We start from the raw sequence: 18746 nt of genomic DNA on the forward strand, positions 1-18746 counted from the left end.
GCTCACTCGGTCTTCGGTTCCACATAGCGCGGGAAGACGCCGACAGGCGCCGGCAAAACCGTACCCGGCTTGATCCGTTCGGCGACCGCGGCAAAGCTGCGGGCGTCAGCAGCGATACCGAGGCTGTCGAGCATCTTGCCGCAGGACTCCGGCATCACGGCCTGCGCCATGATCGCGATCTGGCGCACGACTTCGGCGGTGACATACAGCACCGTCTTCTGGCGCGCGGGATCAGTCTTCGCCAGCGCCCACGGCGCCTCTCCGGCAAAATAGCGGTTGGCCTCGGCGACCACGGCCCAGACCGTGTTGAGCCATTGATGGATCTGCTGCGTCGCCATCGCGGTCCGCGACGTCTCCAGCATGGCGTCGGCCTGCGCCAGAATCGCCTTGTCGTTGTCGCTGAATTCGCCGGGCTCCGGCAGCACGCCGCCGAGTTGTTTGGCGATCATCGACAGCGAGCGCTGCGCCAGATTGCCGAAATCATTGGCGAGGTCGGCGTTGATACGCGCGACGATGGCCTCGTGGTTGTAGTTGCCGTCCTGGCCGAACGGCACTTCGCGCAGAAAGAAGTAGCGCATCTGGTCGACGCCGTACTGCTCGGCGAGATTGAAGGGGTCGACCACGTTGCCGACCGACTTCGACATCTTCTCGCCCCTGTTGAACAGGAAGCCGTGTGCATAGACCCGCTTCTGCACGGGAATGCCTGCCGACATCAGGAAGGCCGGCCAGTACACGGCGTGGAAGCGGATTATGTCCTTGCCGATGATGTGCACGTCGGCCGGCCAGTAGCGCCAATGCTTGTCGTTCTCATCGGGATAGCCGACGCCGGTGATGTAGTTGGTCAGCGCGTCGACCCAGACATACATCACGTGCTCGGGATCGTCCGGGACCTTGACGCCCCAGTCGAACGTGGTGCGCGAGATCGAGAGGTCCTTGAGCCCGCCGCGCACGAAACTCATCACCTCGTTGCGGCGCGAATCCGGGCCGATGAAATCGGGCTGACTCTCATAAAGGTGCAGCAGCTTGTCCTGGTAGGCCGACAGCTTGAAGAAATAGCTCTTCTCCTCGACCCATTCGACCGGCGTGCCCTGCGGGCCGCGGCGGACATTGTCCTCGCCGACGACGGTCTCTTCCTCGGCGTAATAGGCCTCGTCGCGCACCGAGTACCAGCCGGCATAGGTGTCGATATAGATGTCGCCATTGTCCTGCATGCGGCGCCAGATCTCTTGCACCGACTTGTGGTGAGCAGGCTCCGAGGTGCGGATGAAGCGGTCGAACGAGACGTTGAGCCGCTCGTCCATCTCCTTGAACCGCGCGGCGTTGCGGGTCGCGAGATCGAACGGCGTCATGCCCTCGCCGGCCGCGGTCTGGATCATCTTCTGTCCGTGCTCGTCGGTGCCGGTCAGGAAGAATACGTCCTTGCCGTCGAGCCGCTGGAAGCGCGCCAATGCGTCGGTCGCGATCGCCTCATAGGCGTGGCCGATATGCGGCTGCCCGTTCGGATAGGCGATCGCGGTCGTGATGTAGAAGACGTTGCCGCGGTCCGCGGCGGGCACCGGAACGGAAGCGGCCGCAGGAGCCACCGCCGCGGGTTTGGGCTGCTTCGGCGCGCGAACCTTTGCCGGTCTCGGCGCCTTCTCGGTAACGGGAGCCATCGGCAGAGCGGGCTTCTTTGCCGCCGGTGCGGCGGCTGCGGCTGCTTTCTTCGGCGCAGCCTTGGTGGCCTTCGCAGCAGCCTTCTTGGCCGTGCTCTTGGCCGTCTGCTTCGCAGCCTTCTTGACGGCCTTTTTGACGACCTTCTTTGCCGCCGATTTCCTGGCGCCCTTGGCTCCGGTCTTGGATTTGGACTTGGCGGCCTTCTTCGCTTTCTTGGCGACACGCCCGGCCTTCTTGGCTGCGCGCGCCTTCGCCGTTGCTTTGCTGGTCGCGCGAGCGGGCGATGCCTTCTTCGTCTTCTTGGCTTTTTTTGACGATTTCTTCTTAGCGGTCGCCACCACGGAATCCTTTGCAGATCGAAACGAGATTGTCGGGAGTGTTGTCAGACGGATGTGTTTTCAGCAGATGCGTTTAAGACGCGGTGTCTATCGGGTCGCATCCGCGAGCATCGAAAACACCGAGAAAACCAGCGGCTTGCGCTCCAGATTGTAGGCTTCGGTATCGCGCGCGGCGCGGACGATCTTTTCCCATACCTCCGCCAGCCGTGCAAGGCGCGGCAGATTGGCATTGGCATCGCCCGTGCGCATGCGCTCGCTCATCCAGCGATCGATGCCGTCGATGAAGGCGGCGAGCGCGACGCGGTCGCTGGTGCCGAGCGCTTCGCCCAGCGCATGCAGCTCACGCGGATCGACACTCGGAAGCGTCGCGAGCAGCGCGGCCGTGCGTTGCTGCAGTTTCAGCGCATCGCCGCCGAGCAGCGACAGCGCCCGCCCGACGCTGCCTTCGGATGCTGCGGCGGCTTCCGCCAGCGCGGGATCGTCGGCTTCGATATCGGTTGCAGCCGCGGCCGCGCGCACCACATCGTCCGTCTCCAGCGGCCGCAGCAGCAACTTGCGGCAGCGGGACAGAATGGTCGGCAGCACCCGTGACGGTGCGTGGCTGACCAGGAGGAACAGCGATTGCTGGGGCGGCTCCTCGAGAATCTTCAGCAGCGCGTTCGCGGCGTTGGGATTGAGCTCGTCGACGGTGTCGACGATGCAGACGCGCCAGCCGTCGACCGCAGCGGTCGAGCCGAAGAACGAGATGGTCTCGCGCGTCTCGTCGACCGTGATGACGGTGCGCATCACGCCGCGATCGTTGAGGCCGCGCTCGAGCACAAGGAGCCCGCCATGAGCGCCTGCCGCGACCTGCCGCGCCACGGGGTCGGCCGGATCGACCCGCAGCGTCGGCGCCTGCTGCACCTGGGACGATTTCGGATTGCGAAACGCCAGCACGAACCGCGCCATGCGGTAGGCCAGCGTCGCCTTGCCGATGCCCTGCGCCCCGCCGATCAGCCAGGCGTGCGGAATTCGCCCGCTGCGATAGGCATCGAGCAGCGCGGTCTCCGCCTCGCGATGCCCAAACAAATCCGGCGTTTCGCGCGGATGGCGGGCGGCGCTCTCCTGTTCGACCTTGCGCGCGCTCATGCGATGCTGTTCGCCACAAGCGTTGCGCGCAGATGTTCGCGCAGCGCGGCCCATATCCTGGCCGTGACCGTGTCCGGATCGGCCGTAGCGTCGATCAGGACGCAGCGCTCCGGATCTTCGGCCGCGATCCGGCGGTACGCGTCACGCAAATCCTGATGGAACTTGATGCCTTCGGCTTCGAAGCGATCGGCGGTGGCGTCGCCGCGGCGCGCAGCGGCGCGTTGCAGTCCGACCTCGACCGGCACATCGAGGATGAAGGTCAGATCGGGCTTGAGATCACCGATGGTCACGCGCTGCATGGCGTTGACCAGTTCGGGCGACACCTGCCCGAGCTGGCCCTGATAGGCACGCGTGGAATCGAAGAAGCGATCGCACAGCACCCAGATGCCCTGGTTGAGCGCCGGCAGGATCACGGTGCGGACATGGTCGTCGCGCGCGGCGGCGAACAGCAGCGTCTCGGCCTCCGGCCCGAGCAGCTTGCCCATCCCCGACAGCACGAGGTGACGGATGATCTCCGCCCCCGGCGAGCCGCCGGGCTCGCGGGTCACGATCGCGCGCAGCTTGGCGGCATCGAGCCGTTCGGCAAGCTTGCGGATCTGGGTCGATTTGCCCGACCCCTCGCCGCCCTCAAAGGTGATGAAGCGACCGCGCAAGCTCGGCCGTTGGACTGCTGCTTCCGCCATGTCAGAGCTTCTCGACCCCTGCGCGGAACATGCCGATGACCAACTCCTGAGCGCCGTCGAGCGCGCGACGCATCGTTGATCCGGTGCCGACCGCGTCCGCTGCGAAGACCGGAGCTTCCATTGCGACATTGGCGCCGCGCCACACCCGCACCACCCCGATCTTCTGGCCGGCGGTGATCGGCGCCTTGACCGGGCCGCTATAGATGATGCGCGCGAGCAGCTTGTCGTTGCCGTTCTTCGACACCATCACCTTGATCGGATCGGGGCTGACGAGCTTGACCGAGCGGCTCTCGCCGCCGAACACCCGTGCGTAGCCGACCGGCTGGTTGGCCGCGATCAGGGTCCGGGTCTCGAAGCTGCGGAACCCCCATTCCAGCATCTTCTTGGCTTCGGTCGCGCGGTCCTCGGAATCCTCGAGGCCATTGACCACGACGATCAGCCGCGTGTCGTTCTGCACCGCCGAGCCGACCATGCCGTAGCCGCCTTCCTTGGTGTAGCCGGTCTTCAGGCCGTCGGCACCGGGCAACGCGTTCAGCAGCGGATTGCGGTTCTGCTGGCGGATCTTGTTCCAGGTGAATTCCTTCTCGCCGAACAGCTTGTACCGGTCCGGGTAGGTCAGGATGATGTGGCGCGCCAGCGTTGCGAGCTCCCGCACCGTCATCTTGTTGGCCGGGTCGGGCAGCCCGTTGGAATTGCCGAAGGTCGACTTGGTCATGCCGAGCTCGCGGGCGCGCTTGGTCATGAATTCGGTCGCAAAGCTATGCTCGTTGCCGGCAATGCCTTCGGCGAGCGCGATGCAGGCATCATTGCCGCTCGGGATGATCGCGCCATGCAGGAGATCGTCGACCGAGACCTTGCTGTTGATTGCCGCGAACATCGTCGAGGTGCCGGACGGCGCCCCGCCCCGCCGCCAGGCGTTCTCGCTGATCCGGTACTCGTCCGTGAGCTTGATGTCGCCCTTCTTGATGGCGTTGAACACCACCTCGGCCGTCATCAGCTTCATCATGCTGGAGGGCGCGCGGAGCTCGTCGGCGTTCTTCTCGAACAGCACGCTGCCGCTTGAGGCCTCCACCAGGATCGCGGTCGGCGCATCGCCGTCGAACCCGCCCTCTTCCTTCTTGGCGCCCTGGACGCTGTTGTTGGCGGCATAGACCATTCCGCCGAAACCGATCGCCAGCGCGACTGCGGCCAGGCCGCGCCAGCAACGCCCGGCGCGAGCTGACAACGTGCGGGGAACTGCGGTCTGGGCTGCCATCGGCGATGTCCTGAGAGACTGCGTTCTAACAGCTGGAAGTATCGCAAACAACTGAGGTTTCTGCGCTTGTGCACGGCCGGCCGGATTGCCGGTTGCGTTGAACGTCCCTATCCTTGGAACCAGCTAACGTCAGCAGAACCGGCAAACAAGGCGGAAACGCGAATGTCATCCTCCCGCACCATCTCCGCCAACGGCATCGACATGTTCGTGCGCGAGGCCGGGCAAGGCCCGCTGGTCGTGCTCTGCCATGGCTGGCCGGAACTGTCCTATTCATGGCGGCACCAGCTCGCGGCGCTGGCCGCGGCAGGCTTTCGGGTCGTCGCGCCTGACATGCGCGGCTTCGGCCGCACCGGCGCGCCGGCCGAGGTCGGCGCCTACACGATCTTCGATACGGTCGGAGACATGGTGGCGCTGGTTGCCGCGCTCGGCGAGACACGCGCGATGATCGTCGGCCATGACTGGGGCGCGCCGGTGGCCTGGCACGCGGCCCTGTTCCGTCCCGACATCTTCACGAAAGTCGCCGGCCTCAGCGTGCCGCCGCCGTTCCGCGGCCGCGGTCGCCCGCTCGAGACCCTGCGCGACAGCGGCATCACCAATTTCTATTGGCAGTACTTCCAGCCGCCCGGCGTGGCCGAGGCCGAGTTCGAGCGCGACATCGCCCACACCATGCGCCTGGTGCTCGGGCGTGGCGTCTCCGATCCAAGCTCGATGTTCGTCGACGAGGCCAAGGGCTTCCTCGGCAAGCTGCCGGCCGGAATGCCATTGCCGGCCTGGCTGACCGAGGCCGACATTGCCGAATTCGCCGAAGGCTATCGGCACTCCGGCTTCCGCGGCGGCCTCAACTGGTACCGCAATCTCGACCGCAACTGGGAGCTGACCGCGCCCTGGCAGGACGCGCAGATCAATCAGCCGTCGCTGTTCATCGCCGGCTCGAATGATTCGGTGATCACCGGGCTGATCGGCGCCAAGCGGGTCGCGGACATGGAGCGCGTGCTGCCGAACCTCAAGCAGAAGCTGATCATCGAGGGCGCCGGCCACTGGATCCAGCAGGAGCGTCCCGACGAGGTCAACGCGGCGCTGATCGCGTTTCTGAAGTGATCAGGCCAACAGCCTGATCTGTAAACGCATGGCTCAGTAGAGCCCGCGCCCGCTCAGGACTTCGGCCGGTCCGCGCGCGTCGATCGGGACATAGGCGGCCGCCGGGCTCGGGCTTGCGGCGTAGCGCGCGTCGCCCTCATAGGAGACTTCGCGCGGATTGTTCAGGGCGCGGCGGTGTGACCGGCTCGAGGCCGACATTTCCGAGGTGGCGCTCACCGAGGCGTAGTCGGCCTGGGTGTTGCCGAGGCTGTAGGGCCGCCCCTCAGGCAACGGAACGTCGCCACGGACCCGGCCCGAGGAGGACGACATCTCCGGCACGAACGGCCGTGCGGAGGCGACGCGGACCATCGACGGGGACGGCGCTGGAGTACCGGTGCGCAGGGTCGCCATCAGCTGGCGGTCGTCGGACCCCTCGAGCGGCGCCCGGCCGACATATTCGACGCGAACGCGCGCCACGCCATTGCCTTTGAATTCAAGCAGTTCTGCGGCTTTGTTCGAGACGTCTATGAGGCGATTGCCGTGGTACGGGCCGCGGTCATTGACCCGGACGACGAGCGATCGGCCATTACTCAGATTGGTGACGCGGGCGTAGCTCGGCATCGGCAACGTCGGATGGGCGGCGGTGAGCGAGCCCATGTCGAACACCTCGCCATTGGCGGTCAGGCGGCCATGGAAATCGTCGCCGTACCAGGACGCCATGCCCTCGGCGCGGTAGTTCTCGTTCTCCTCCGGCACATAGGTGCGGCCGGCGACAACATACGGCTTGCCGATGCGATAGGTGCCGCCGCCTTTCGGCACGGGATCACCCAGCGCCACCACGCGCGGGCTCGACGACACCCCGTATTTGGGGTCGACCCGGTTGGCGAACTTGTTCGAGGAGGCACAATTGGCGAGGACGAGGCACGTCGCCACCGCAACGGCGCCGCGCGCCGTCCGGATCATCGAATCTGGCCGTCTAATCCCCATCTGCCCCAAGTACCATTCTGCCGGACGTGCGCCTACTCCGAGGCGTCGAAGTCGTTTGCCGTCGCTGTGCGGCCCACCTCCGCACCAGAGCGTGACGATATCGCAACCGGAACACGGCGGAAATGGGGAGAGCCGGCGGGCGGTGGCGTCTTGGTGAATGGTCTGTTGCGCCGCCTCCGTCGTTCTACTGACCTTCGCCCCTGCCAAACGCCCTCGCCTGTCCCGCGATCAGACACACTGTTGCAGCAAATCATCAGTCCGGGCGCATCTTGGATTCCAACAATTGAATCTTTTTGACTGTGCAAGCCTGCAATCGTTCTCTCCTCCGTGTGGGGCGCAAAGGAAGTTTGCGATGATCGAGACGGTTACAGCGGTGATGGGCTTGGTGAGTGCGGCGATCTTCTTGGCGCACGCCGTGGAAGGCTATCGGTACCGGGCCTGACAGTCCGTTGAAGGCGGAAAGACGCGTCACCTCTTTCCAGGAGTGAATGTGTTCGGAAAGCTTTAATCAATTCGGATGAGCATCGATTGAAGGCAGGTGTATCATGCGTAATCACGATTTGGTCTCCGACGGGTTTCTGACCCTGACCGCAGCAAGCCTCGTGCTGCTGTGCTCGAGCCTGCTGGCGTTCGCTTTCGGCTGAACGTTTTTGAGATTCTACCGGCGCCCGTTCGACGGGCATCGGTTACCCCTACTCATTCCCCGCCAAACGGGTTGCGGCAGACGCGCTGTCTTCTCCCCGCCCCACTCGTGACGCATCCTCGCCGTTTCCCGAAGAGGATGTACGGATGACCGGCAGTGTCAGGGAGGGAACGTCCGCCCTTCTCGTCAGCACAGATGGCCGGCTGCTGATGCAACTGCGCGACGACCTCCCGCATGTTACCGATCGCGGAAAGATCAGCCTGTTTGGCGGACGGCGGGAGGGCGCCGAGACCTTCCTCGAATGCGTCGTTCGCGAGATCCACGAGGAGATCGGCTACTACCTGCCGCCCGAGCGTTTCGAGTTGATCGGCCGCTATTCCGGTCCCGATCATGCAACGCCAAACGGCACGCTTCGCGGCGAGGTGTTCCTTGCGCGCGATGTGCCCATCGACCAATTGACGGTGACCGAAGGCCGCATCGAGATCGTCGCCATCGACGATCTCGAACGCATCAGCGACATGCTCGCGCGCCCGGCTACGTTTGCGCTGGAGATCTTTCTGAAGCGCAAACCGATGACTTAAGCGCCGAAACCAGTGCGCGGATGTGATCGTCGATCATGGCCAACGCGACTGACGGATGAGCAAAGTCGATATCGTCAACGTGCCAGTAAGTCACCCTGTCGGCGACCTCCGGGAACCGGCGCTCGATCAGCGGACGGTGCTCGGCCTCCTTGAGCGCGATCACGAGGTCGGCGTCGTCGAAGTCGGCCAATGAACAGGGCTGCGGAAACCGCGTTGCGCCTTCCGGAACGATGCCGCTCGCGCGGAGACGATCGTCGGTGAAGACTGACATCGGCCCGACATTGTCGGGCGATCCCCGCTCGGCCGCGCCTCTGGAGGATGCGCGCCACGCCAGTTGTTCGGCTCTTGCAAGATGATTGAACAGTTCCTCTGCGTATCGACTGCGATAGTAGTTGCCGGTGCAGAGAAAGAGGACACGCTTCATGGGCCTCATCATGGCCAAGGTGGGCCCTCGCGGTCAACGGCGTTGCAAGCGTGGGCCCTTTGAGTTCACGGACCGGCGAATGACGGGCCCACCCGGGTTTCGCTGCCAAGTTCGCGTTGCGTTCGGCGCCGCCCTACGCTAAGGGCCTGATCCTTGATCCGGAAGGGTGGCCGAGTGGTTTAAGGCACCGGTCTTGAAAACCGGCGTGCCCGCAAGGGTACCGTGGGTTCGAATCCCACCCCTTCCGCCACCGCTTTCAATTGGGCGCTGTCCAGCCGGGCTCAGAGCTGAGACCAAAGCGGCAGCGATAGCCAACCACCAAATGGCCGCAACGGAGGTAACGGGTTGCGCGTCGCCGTATCCAGCCACCTCCCGCAGGACGTGATCCGCAGAAAGTGATCGCTTCGGCGTTGTGCGGTTGTTTCCGAATATTGCTCGGGCTGGAGCCGTGATGATAGCTCTGAGGAGCAATGCGTCGCGCACTACCTTGGGTTTTGGCCGTTACTTTTCTGATTGGTTTTGTCGCTTCCTTTGCGGAGCTGCAGAGGATGCGCAACCGTTTCGGCGAAGTGTCTCAGCACGCCTTTCACGATCATGCCGCGGTGCGCGAATTCATGATACGCGCTGCGCTCGCCGACGCGCCGGCGCCGATCGTCGTGCTTGGCGACAGCATCACCGAAATGGCTCCGCTGCCCCGGCAGCTCTGCGGACGTCCGGTCATCAATGCCGGTGTTGGCGGTCAGACCATCGCGGAGGCAAAGCAGCTCGCCGGGCGCGTGCTGCAGGACCAGGGCGCATTCTTGCTCGTGCTCGCGGTCGGCGCCAACGACGCCGGATCGCCAACGGCGCAACGCGACTTCGCCAACCTCATCGAGACCGTCAAGTCGCTCTCGACGCGGCCATTGGTGACCATCGCCGTCGCAGCTGACGAATCGACCAACCGGGCGATCGAAGCCGCCGCAGTTGCGCGTGGTGTTCGGTTTATCGACCCGCATCTGCCGCCGGGCGCGAAGATGGCCGACGGCATTCACTTCACCGCGGCCGCCTACAAGGCCTGGGTGCCGGCACTTGAGGCTGCGATCTCGGCGGAATGCACGATGTGACGCGTAGTCACGTCTGCCGCATGAACTCCGCAATCAGGCCGGCGATTTCCCCAGGCGCATCCTCGAAGCAGTAATGCCCGACGCCGGCAAGGCGTCTGACCGGCGCCGTCGGGAAGATTGCGGAAAACAGCGGCAGGAAATGCTCCGCGCGCAGCGTGCGGTCCGCCTCGCCCCAGATCGCGAGCGCAGGCTTGCTGCGGATCAAGCGGTGGGCGGCGGGATCGGGCGTCTGGAATTGATGCGCGCCGGTCGCAAAGCCCTTGGCCCAGCCGATCGCACCGAGGCAGTCCGCCGGACGGGCGAAGTGCGCGCCGTAGGCGGCGAGCCAGGCGTCCGTGATGACGGCGTTGTTCTCGAATCCGTTGAGCTTCAGCGTGCTCAAAATGTTGAAGCCGAGCTGTCCGAGAACCGGCTCAAGGTCGCCGCTCGCCTCGGCCTTTGCGATCCATTGAAACCACGGCGAGACCTGCGCGTTGGCGGCGACGCGATCGAACAGATCGCTCTGCCCGAACGGCGTTGGCCCGTTGGCGGAGACGATGCGGCGAATCCGGCCCGGATGCCGGGCCGCCAGCCCCATGCCGACCGGGCCGCCGAAATCATGCATGACCAGCGTGATGTCGGTGAGATCGAGCGCGCGGACCAGCGCTTCGAGATTGTCGACATGGTCCTGAAGCCAATAGCTGCGATGCGCCGGCGTCGCGCTCTTGCCAAAACCCATGTGATCCGGAACGACCACCCGGTGCGTCGCACTGAGGCTCGGCACGAGGTGGCGGAACAGATAGCCCCAGCTTGGTTCGCCGTGCAGGCAAAGCAGCACCTCGCCGTCCCGCGGACCTTCGTCGACATAATGCATCTGAAAGCCCGGCGCCGCGCTGAAATGCGGTGCGAAAGGAAAAGTGCCGTCGAACGCGGCGTCGGCTTGGATCATGGCGCACCTCAGGAGGTTTTAATTTGCAACCATCGTGTATCGCTTGAGGTTTTATTTTGCAACCAATATATCGAACCCACGATCGGGTGGTTTTCCGGCCGCGGCTCTGAGCGCCGATCATCCCCCAGGGAATGAGTGTTGAGGATCACGATGGCCAAGCGAGTGAGCCACAGGGACTCGATGTGCGGCGTTGCCCGGCCGCTGGATGCGATCGGCGACTGGTGGTCGCTGCTGATTGTCCGCGATGCGTTCGACGGGCTGCGCCGCTTCGGCGAATTTCAGAAGAGCCTCGGGCTTGCCAAGAACATCCTCTCGGCGCGGCTCCGCAATCTTCTGGCGCACGGCATCATGGAGACGGTGCCCGCAAGCGACGGCAGCCCCTACCAGGAATATGTGCTGACCGAAAAGGGACGCGGCCTCTTCCCGCTCCTCGTGGCGCTCCGGCAGTGGGGTGAGGATTTCTTCTTTGAGCCCGATGAGGCGCATGTGCTGCTGGTCGACCGCAAGAACGGGCTGCCGGTGCGACGGCTCGAATTGCGCGCGCAAGATGGACGCGTCGTTGGCGCGGAGGACACGATGGTGCGGCTGCCGCCGGCTTCACCTGAGTGAGTGAAGCAAGCGTGTCGCGCGCGCCGTCAACGGCAACCGGATGTTAACTCTCCGTGCCGCAGCATCCGCGCGTGGAGGTTCGACCAATGCAGACATTCCGGATTTCGCTGAGCGATGGGACGCGGCAATTCCACACCGCGATTCAGGCGCCGGACCCCGCTTCCGCGCGCATCAAGGCCGCCTATTTCTTCGATATCTCGAAGTGGCGGATTTTGAGCGTGTCGCTGAGTGGAGCCAGCGCCGCGGCGGCGTAGTCGCTGCGCGCCCTACGCCATCCGGTCGAGTTCGGCGGCGGCGAGCTGTGCAATCGTAAGGTCGATTTCGGCGAGCGGATCGTCATCCCCCAGAAACCATGCGGCCGACAAGCCGGTCCAGGCTACGATCCATGACAGCAGGCGCCGGCGATCCAGCCGCGCGGCTTCAACGACGATGTCGAGTCGCCGCGCAAAGCGTCCGGGTTCGGTCGCGACCGGCCGTGTCGGATCCGCAAGATCCGGATTGGTGAAGATGTTGGCGAAGTCGAAGCCGCGCTCGCCGACGAGATGCTTCGGATCGATCGCAAGCCAGCCGCGCGCGCCGAAGTCGAGCACGTTGTCATGGTGCAGGTCGCCATGCAGGACCACGATCTCGCGCTGACTGCCCAGCAGAGCTTCGGCAACTTCCGCCGATCGGTTCAGAATGCCGCCATGCGCCCTCGCCGCGGGCCACAACTCACGAAACCAGTGCGTCAGCGGCGTCAGATCCGGCCGCGGCTTCGCTCGCTCGGCGTGAAGCCGATCAGCCGTTGCGCAGAGAATCCTGCAGGCCTCGTCGTCCCGGCCGGTTCGCGCCATTTCGCTGAGCGAAGCCGATCCCGTCGCCCTCTCGAGCAGAAGGGCGTCGCCGTCACGGGCAAGAACCCGCGCCGCACCTTCGCCGTCCCACCACTCCATCACGATGGCACCGAGGCGCTCGTCCGGCTCGTGCGAGAGCTTGAGCATGGCCGGCTCCCCATGCCGGCGCACCGGCAGCAACCGTGCGGCGCGCGTCACGATCGGGTCGCCGTCGGGGACAAGGCTCCAGGCCGAGAGATAGGGAGCGAACATTTGGGTGGACTGACCGGGGACGAAGAAGCGAGCCTCGTGGTTCTAATCATTGCTTCCGCGTGCTGCCACGCCGGTTCCCTGCGGCGCATCGTGGCAGGGCCACGCGAACCGGTTCCCGCTGCCCTGGCCATGTTGGCTGATGACAGCCCCCACCCATCTCGCGCTACAATGTCGCAGCCGGTGCTACGGAGGGTGTGGCGATGCCGCGAAAGGGAATTACCGGACACGACGAATGGGTGGTCACGGAGGCCCTGGCCACAGCGCTGGTGGCGCTCGAACAGCTGCCGACAAAGCATCAGCCGCGCGCGCATATGGAGGATGTCCGAAAAATTCTGACCGCCAGATGTGAGGCCGGCGCCGTCACGCTGCATCTTGCGCAGGCCAAGTGCCGGTTGTTTCCCGACACCGATCCCCTGACCATCTACGAGGAGTATGGCCTCAAGGACGGACTCGGCTAGCGCGCGCCGTCTGGAGCATTAGTCGCGGCTGACGCGCCAGATCGTGCCGTTGCCGTCTTCGGAGACCAGCAGTGCGCCGTCGCGAGCGACCGTCACACCGACCGGACGGCCCCAGACCTCATTGTCGCCGATCACAAAGCCGGTGACGAAATCCTCGTACTCGCCGGTCGGCACGCCGTCCTTCAGCCTGATGCGAATGACCTTGTAGCCGGTCCGCTTCGACCGATTCCACGAGCCGTGTTCGGCGGCAAAGGCATCGCCGCGATACTCCGGCGGAAAGCTGCTGCCGGTGTAGAAGGTCAGGCCAAGCGACGCCGAGTGGGCCTGCAACAGCACGTCGGGGACCGTCACCTTGTCCTTCAGGTCGGGCCGCGCGCCGGCATGCGCGGGGTCTTCGTTGCCGCCGATGTAGTACCAGGGCCAGCCGTAGAACGCGCCTTCGCGGACCCGTGTCACATAGTCGGGCACAAGATTGTCGCCGCGGCCATCGCGCTCGTTGGTCGAGCACCACGGCGTGCCGCTTCCGGGCTGGATCGCAAGTCCGACGCAGTTGCGGATCCCCGTGGCAAACAGCTTCTGGTTCTTGCCATCAGGATCGAAGGCGAGCACGGCGGCGCGATCGGTCTCGTCGCCCCATGCCGCGCCGAGCGCATGGTCGCGGCTCCAGGCCTCGATGCCCTTCGGCGGGCGACCCAGCCCCTCGCCTGCGTTGCCGGCGGAGCCGACAGACACCAGCATCCGCTTGTCGTCCGTCGTGAACACGATATCACGCGTGGAATGGCCGTAGCCGGGCGGCAGCCGGGCGACGATCGTCTCGGGTTTTCCCGACGCCTTGAGATCGCCGTTACGGTAGGCAAAGCGCACGACGCTGTCGGTGTTGGCGACATAGAGCCATTGCGGATTGTCACCGCTCGGAAAGAACGCGATGCCGAACGGCTGGTTCAGGCCGGTTGCGTAGACTTCATTGGTCGCAGGCCTGGTGGCGCCCTCGGCGCTGCGCAGGATACGAATGCGGCCGGAGCCCGTTTCCACCACGTAGATATCGCCATTGGGCGCGGTCCGGATGATCCGCGGACCGCTGAGCCCGCTCGCAAACAGTTCGACCTTGAACCCTGCCGGCACCTGCGGCGCGGCCGACGCAGGTCTCGGCATGACGCGCGGAAACTTGCTGCTCGACGCCGTTGCCCCGGGCTTGGGTAAGTCCTGCGGCGTGATCAGGCGCACCGTGCCCGGCTTGTCGCGTTGCCAGTCGCCGAAGGCTTCCGCGCCTTTCAGCACGGGCTCGGCGCCCGACCGCGTGATGCTGATCGCCGCGAGGAAGACGACCGACAGACCCGCACCGACAAGACTCGTCCTGGGCATATGCTCCTCGCGCGATTTCCCTTCGGCCACGCCGTTCATAGCGTGGTTCGGCCGCTCCCGCGTTCACAATGTCGTCTGCTCTAATGTCCCTTGGGTGGCGCCGTCAGATCGACCGGTTTGATGATCAGCGCCAGCGGGATCATCACGAGGCCGATGATCGAGAGCATCCAGAACACGTCGATATAGGCGAGCAGGTCGACCTGCCGCTGCAAGGTCTGGCCGACCCAGGCGACCGCCTGGGACGCGGCGTCCGATGCGTTCGACCCCTGTGCCTCAAAGAAGCGCGTCATCGTGTCGATGGTCTGCTGATACCCGATGTCGGACGGCGCGGCATGTTCGACCAGCCGGCTCTGGTGGAATTGCTGGCGTTGCGCCAGCGCGGTCTGGGCGAGTGCGACGCCCATCGACCCGCCGATGTTGCGCGCGACGTTGATCAGCGCCGAGGCTTGGTTGGTCTTGTCCGGCGGCACGCCGTCATATGAGGCCGTCGTGACGGGGAGAAACAGGAACGGAAGCCCGGCGGAGAGAAAGATGCGTGAGAGCGCAGCATAGCCATAGGTGATGTCGCCGTTCAGTCCCGTCAGATGCCACATCGAGAATGCGACGATGCAGCCGCCGATCGCGATCAGATATTTCGGCTGGACGCGGCTGACCAGATGGCCGACCACCGGCATCAAGATCAGGGTGACGACGCCGCCGGGCGACAGTGCGAGCCCGGCAAGCAGCGCAGTATAGTTCAGCTCGGTCTGCAACAGCTGCGGCAGGAGCTGCGTCGACGAGATCAGCACCGCGCCGGTGCACAGCATCACCAGGAAGCACGATCCGAACTGGCGACGTCCCAGCAGGCGGAGATCGACGATCGGGTCCTTGCGCGTCAGCTCCCAGGGGATCAGCGCGATCAGGCAAATCGCAGAGGCCAGCGCGAAGCCGACGATCATGTTGGACCCGAACCAGTCCTTGCGCTGGCCTTCGTCGAGCACGAATTCGAGCGAACCGAGCCCGATCGCGACCAGTACGAAGCCGATGTAGTCGACGCGCAGGCCGTCCTTGAGGAGCTCCTTGCGCTCCTGCTCGGCGCCGAACGGCTCCTTGACCAGCGTCCCGACCAGGAACAGCGAGAGCAAGCCCATCGGCACGTTGATCAGAAAGATCCAGTGCCAGCTATAGGTATCGGTGATCCAGCCGCCGAGCGTTGGCCCGACCACGGGAGCAACCACCACCGCGACGCCGTAGATCGCGAACGCCTGGCCACGCTTGGCCGGCGGAAAGGAGTCGGCGAGGATCGCCTGCTCGCTCGTCGCCATCCCGCCGCCGCCAAGGCCCTGGATGATCCGGAACAGAACCAGCGCCTCTAGGCTCCAGGCAAGCCCGCACAGCAGGGACGCGAACGCGAAGGTGCCGACGCAGATCATGTAGAAGCGCTTGCGGCCGATCACGGTCGAGAGCCAGCCCGAGATCGACAGCACGATCGCGTTGGCGACCAGATAGCTGGTGATCACATAGGTGCTCTCGTCGATGCCGACGGCCAGGCCGCCCGCGATATGGCGCAAGGCCACGTTCGCGATCGTGGTGTCCAGCACCTCCATGAATGTCGCGATCGAGACGACGAAGGCAATCAGATAAGGATTATGTCCGCCGGCAGCCGAACGCTCCGGCGACCAGGCCGCGCCGCCGCCTGCCGCAACGTCGCTCATCGCACCCTGGTCCAGGGCACGACCGACATGCCCGGCCCGATCGGAACGTCATTCGGCCAATTGTCGATCACGATCTTCACGGGAACGCGCTGCACGACCTTGACGAAATTGCCGGTCGCGTTCTCCGCCGGCAGCAGGCTGAACGCAGTGCCCGAGCCCGGCTGAACCGAAGCCACGCGGCCAGTGAGCTTGCGCCCCGGATACGCATCGATCCTGATCTCGACCGGCTGGCCCGGGCGCATGTCCGTCAGCTGCGTTTCCTTGTAGTTGGCGGTGATCCAGACCTCGTCAGGAACGAACATCATGACGCTCTGGGCCGGCGCCACATAAGTGCCGACCGCGCCGCTCAGCTTGACGACGCGTCCGGATTGCGCTGCGACGATGCGGGTATATTGCAGGTTCAATTTGGCCTGATCGAGCTGGGCCTGCGCCTGCTCCAGCGATGCCTTGCTGCTCTTGAGCTGAGCCTCAAGCGTCTTGACGCCGAGCTCTGCGGCAGTCACTGCCGTTCTGGCGCGGCTGGCATTGGCCTGCTGGGCGTCGAGATCCGAGCGGGTCTGCTGCTGCCGCTGCACCGTGCCCGCGCCCTTTTCGACGAGGTTCTGGGCGCGCTCCGCCTCCTCCCGCGCGAACTTCAATTGCGCCTCGGCCTGTTGCTGCTGCGCCTTGGCTTCCTTGATCTGCTCCTGCTGGCTGTCGATCTGGGCCTCGACATTGGCGATATTGGCCTCTGCGACCGCGACCTGTGCGCTGGCCTGATCGACTGATATCTTGTAGTCGCGCTCGTCGATCCTCGCGAGGAGATCGCCGGCATTGACGTGCTGGTTGTCGGTGACGGGGACCTCGACGACATAGCCGCCGACCTTCGCCGCCACCGCAAAGCTGCGTGCGGCCACGAACGCGTCATCGGTCGATTCATAGTGACGCACGTTGAGCCAATAGCTCACGCCACCGATGATCGCGAGCAGGAGCAGACAGGCGCCGACTGTGGCAAGCAGCCAGTGCTCGCGCAGCCGGTCGCGCATCGATGGCTTGCGCTCGGTTTCCTGCTGTGGCGCGGATCCGCGGTCGGGTCGCGATCCTTGCTCGGGGTTGCGCTCGGGCTGCCGCGGCTTCTCCCCGGACGGCCCGCGCTCTCGGGTTTGGGCATCCAAGGCAGCACCTCAAGCCACGAATGGAGCGATCAAGCCCCGTTAACCGCAGCGTCCGGCGCTTGGTTCCTGTTCGATGGGAGGCGCTACACGGCCCTGGAACTGACCATGGGCTGGCGCTGCTCGGCCGTCGACAAATCGCGGTAGGCCGCGGGCTCTCCGGCCAGCGCCTTGAGCGGAACCGTGAGCCGGCACACCAGGCCCTCGGTGCGCCAATCGAAGTCGGCGCGGCCGCCGAGCTGGGTCTCGATGCTGGCGATGACGCTTCTCGTGCCGAAACCTCTCTGCTTCGGCTTGGTCACGGGAGGTCCGCCGGATTCCACCCAGGCCAGGATCAGCGTTTCGTCGTGCAGTTCCCAGGTGATCGCAAGCCGGCCCGACAGCACCGACAGGCTACCGTATTTGGCGGAGTTGGTGACGAGCTCATGCAGCGCCAGCGCCAAGGTCTGCGCGGTCGCGGGCTGCAACTGCACCTCTTCGCCATCGATCTGGATCTGTCCGGCTTCCGAATACGGCGCGATCTCCTCGGCGACCAGCCGCCGGATTTCGGCGCCCTGCCAGCTCGACAGCGACAGCACGGTGTGAACGCGTGCCAGCGCCGTGATGCGGCCCTCGACCGCCCGCACATAGGCGGTCACGTTCTGCGCGCGCGTAAGCCGCACGATCGATTGTGCCAGCGCGAGCGCGTTCTTGGCGCGATGGTCCACCTCGCGGGTCAACAGGCTCTGCCGCTCCTCGGCCTTCTTGCGATCGGTGATGTCGACGGTGACGCCGCTCACCCGTACCACCTTGCCGTTGCGGTCGCTGGTGGCCGCGGCTGTACCGACGCACCAGCGCACTTCGCCGTCCGGCCGCATGACGCGGAATTCGGTTTCATAGGACGTCTGGCCCTTGCCGAAGCCGGTCCAGGCTTGCCGGAGGTGCTCGACATCGTCGGGATGAAACAGCGCTTGTATATTGTCGGAGGTGAGCTTGAAGGATTTCGGGTCGACGCCGAAGATCTTGTATTGCCCCTCGTCCCACATCCAGTCGCCGTTGACCCAATCCCAGTCCCACGAGCCCATCTTGCCGGCCGCAATCGCCATGCTGCGGCGTGCCTCGCTTTCGACCAGTCGCGTGGTCGACTGCTCGAGCTCGGCGGTGCGTGCGCGCACGCGGTCCTCGAGCTCCGCGTTGAGGCGTTCGAGCTGTCGTGTCTTGCGGTAGAGCTCGGCGAACACGCGGATCTTTGCCCGCAGCACCTCGGGCACGACGGGCACCGGCACGTAATCGACCGCGCCCATCTCGTAGCCGCGGAGCCGGTCGATATCGCTGACCTGGATTGCCGAGATGAAGATCATCGCGGTCTTCTGGAAGCGCGGATGGTCGCGGATCATCGCCGCGAGCTCGAAGCCGTCGAGCTCTGGCATGCAGACGTCGACCAGGATGACCGCGACTTCGTTCTTGAGCAGGAACTCCAGCGCCTCGCGGCCCGACGACGCGGCGACCAGTGTCTCGCCGAGCTCCTTCAGGATGACCTCATAGGCCAGCAGCTTCGCCGGCTGGTCATCGACCAGAAGGATGTTTACCTTTTCGTGGTCCATC

General features: G+C 65.0%; 18 protein-coding genes and 1 tRNA gene. 7 read left to right on the forward strand and 12 right to left on the reverse strand.

The features are described from left to right. Positions 1–2: 2 nt before the first annotated feature. The 4 genes from metG to J2R76_RS07080 all read right to left on the reverse strand — a co-directional run bounded on the left by metG (position 3) and on the right by J2R76_RS07080 (position 5060). The gene (gene metG, locus J2R76_RS07065; protein ID WP_253623879.1) at positions 3–1994 is read right to left on the reverse strand and encodes a methionine--tRNA ligase; all 1992 of its coding nucleotides are present in this window, start codon (positions 1992–1994) and stop codon (positions 3–5) included. A gap of 87 nt (positions 1995–2081) precedes the next feature. Next, complete coding sequence (locus J2R76_RS07070; RefSeq protein ID WP_057018662.1) at positions 2082–3122, reverse strand: DNA polymerase III subunit delta'; 1041 nt, start codon at positions 3120–3122, stop codon at positions 2082–2084. After that, positions 3119–3805 carry a dTMP kinase gene (tmk, locus tag J2R76_RS07075; RefSeq protein ID WP_253623880.1) on the reverse strand — a complete coding sequence of 229 codons (687 nt, stop codon included), beginning with the start codon at positions 3803–3805 and terminating at the stop codon, positions 3119–3121. The genes J2R76_RS07070 and tmk overlap by 4 nt, the downstream gene beginning before the upstream one ends. Before the next feature lies 1 nt (position 3806). Further along, positions 3807–5060, reverse strand: a complete 1254-nt coding sequence (locus J2R76_RS07080) for a D-alanyl-D-alanine carboxypeptidase family protein (protein WP_253623881.1) — start codon at positions 5058–5060, stop codon at positions 3807–3809. Between the two features lie 162 nt (positions 5061–5222). On the opposite strand from J2R76_RS07080, the gene J2R76_RS07085 reads away from it, so the two are divergent. Then, complete coding sequence (locus J2R76_RS07085; protein WP_253623882.1) at positions 5223–6158, forward strand: alpha/beta fold hydrolase; 936 nt, start codon at positions 5223–5225, stop codon at positions 6156–6158. A gap of 33 nt (positions 6159–6191) precedes the next feature. Here the strand turns inward: J2R76_RS07085 and J2R76_RS07090 are convergent, their stop codons facing one another. After that, positions 6192–7124, reverse strand: coding sequence for a septal ring lytic transglycosylase RlpA family protein (locus J2R76_RS07090; RefSeq protein WP_375166483.1), 933 nt, complete (start codon positions 7122–7124; stop codon positions 6192–6194). 789 nt (positions 7125–7913) lie between these two features. On the opposite strand from J2R76_RS07090, the gene J2R76_RS07095 reads away from it, so the two are divergent. Further along, the gene (locus J2R76_RS07095; RefSeq protein WP_253623884.1) at positions 7914–8348 is read left to right on the forward strand and encodes an NUDIX domain-containing protein; all 435 of its coding nucleotides are present in this window, start codon (positions 7914–7916) and stop codon (positions 8346–8348) included. Here J2R76_RS07095 and J2R76_RS07100 read toward each other — a convergent pair. Further along, entirely contained in the window at positions 8302–8784 is a 483-nt protein-coding gene (locus tag J2R76_RS07100; protein WP_253625995.1) for a low molecular weight phosphatase family protein, read from the reverse strand. The genes J2R76_RS07095 and J2R76_RS07100 overlap by 47 nt on opposite strands. A 148-nt stretch (positions 8785–8932) precedes the next feature. On the opposite strand from J2R76_RS07100, the gene J2R76_RS07105 reads away from it, so the two are divergent. Together J2R76_RS07105 and J2R76_RS07110 are read left to right on the forward strand one after the other, a co-directional pair. Beyond that, a tRNA-Ser gene (locus tag J2R76_RS07105) sits at positions 8933–9022 on the forward strand. A gap of 298 nt (positions 9023–9320) precedes the next feature. After that, complete coding sequence (locus tag J2R76_RS07110) at positions 9321–9875, forward strand: SGNH/GDSL hydrolase family protein (RefSeq protein ID WP_253623885.1); 555 nt, start codon at positions 9321–9323, stop codon at positions 9873–9875. A gap of 7 nt (positions 9876–9882) precedes the next feature. Here the strand turns inward: J2R76_RS07110 and J2R76_RS07115 are convergent, their stop codons facing one another. Next, entirely contained in the window at positions 9883–10803 is a 921-nt protein-coding gene (locus tag J2R76_RS07115) for an alpha/beta fold hydrolase (RefSeq protein WP_168856382.1), read from the reverse strand. A 150-nt stretch (positions 10804–10953) separates the two neighbouring features. Here J2R76_RS07115 and J2R76_RS07120 point away from each other — a divergent pair, with 150 nt between their 5' ends. Together J2R76_RS07120 and J2R76_RS07125 are read left to right on the forward strand one after the other, a co-directional pair. Then, positions 10954–11412 (forward strand): helix-turn-helix domain-containing protein, encoded by a 459-nt coding sequence (locus tag J2R76_RS07120; RefSeq protein WP_028340657.1) that lies wholly within the window; start codon positions 10954–10956, stop codon positions 11410–11412. Positions 11413–11498: 86 nt separating this feature from the next. Then, positions 11499–11666, forward strand: a complete 168-nt coding sequence (locus tag J2R76_RS07125; protein WP_016847764.1) for a hypothetical protein — start codon at positions 11499–11501, stop codon at positions 11664–11666. A 12-nt stretch (positions 11667–11678) separates the two neighbouring features. Here J2R76_RS07125 and J2R76_RS07130 read toward each other — a convergent pair whose 3' ends face one another. Continuing rightward, positions 11679–12497 (reverse strand): aminoglycoside phosphotransferase family protein, encoded by an 819-nt coding sequence (locus tag J2R76_RS07130; protein WP_253623886.1) that lies wholly within the window; start codon positions 12495–12497, stop codon positions 11679–11681. A 200-nt stretch (positions 12498–12697) separates the two neighbouring features. Between J2R76_RS07130 and J2R76_RS07135 the strand changes: the two genes are divergently transcribed. Beyond that, positions 12698–12955, forward strand: coding sequence for a hypothetical protein (locus J2R76_RS07135; RefSeq protein WP_028332011.1), 258 nt, complete (start codon positions 12698–12700; stop codon positions 12953–12955). A gap of 18 nt (positions 12956–12973) precedes the next feature. Here J2R76_RS07135 and J2R76_RS07140 read toward each other — a convergent pair whose 3' ends face one another. The 4 genes from J2R76_RS07140 to J2R76_RS07155 form a co-directional block, all read right to left on the reverse strand. Next, positions 12974–14317, reverse strand: coding sequence for a sorbosone dehydrogenase family protein (locus J2R76_RS07140; protein ID WP_253623887.1), 1344 nt, complete (start codon positions 14315–14317; stop codon positions 12974–12976). 80 nt (positions 14318–14397) lie between these two features. Then, positions 14398–16011 (reverse strand): DHA2 family efflux MFS transporter permease subunit, encoded by a 1614-nt coding sequence (locus J2R76_RS07145; protein ID WP_057018671.1) that lies wholly within the window; start codon positions 16009–16011, stop codon positions 14398–14400. Next, positions 16008–17165 carry an HlyD family secretion protein gene (locus tag J2R76_RS07150; protein WP_253623888.1) on the reverse strand — a complete coding sequence of 386 codons (1158 nt, stop codon included), beginning with the start codon at positions 17163–17165 and terminating at the stop codon, positions 16008–16010. The genes J2R76_RS07145 and J2R76_RS07150 overlap by 4 nt, the downstream gene beginning before the upstream one ends. Positions 17166–17248: 83 nt before the next feature. After that, positions 17249–18745, reverse strand: a complete 1497-nt coding sequence (locus tag J2R76_RS07155; RefSeq protein ID WP_057018673.1) for a sensor histidine kinase — start codon at positions 18743–18745, stop codon at positions 17249–17251. Position 18746 lies beyond the last annotated feature (1 nt).

The organism is Bradyrhizobium sp. USDA 4532 (genome assembly GCF_024171315.1).
In the GTDB taxonomy this organism is placed as follows: Bacteria; Pseudomonadota; Alphaproteobacteria; order Rhizobiales; family Xanthobacteraceae; genus Bradyrhizobium; species Bradyrhizobium australafricanum.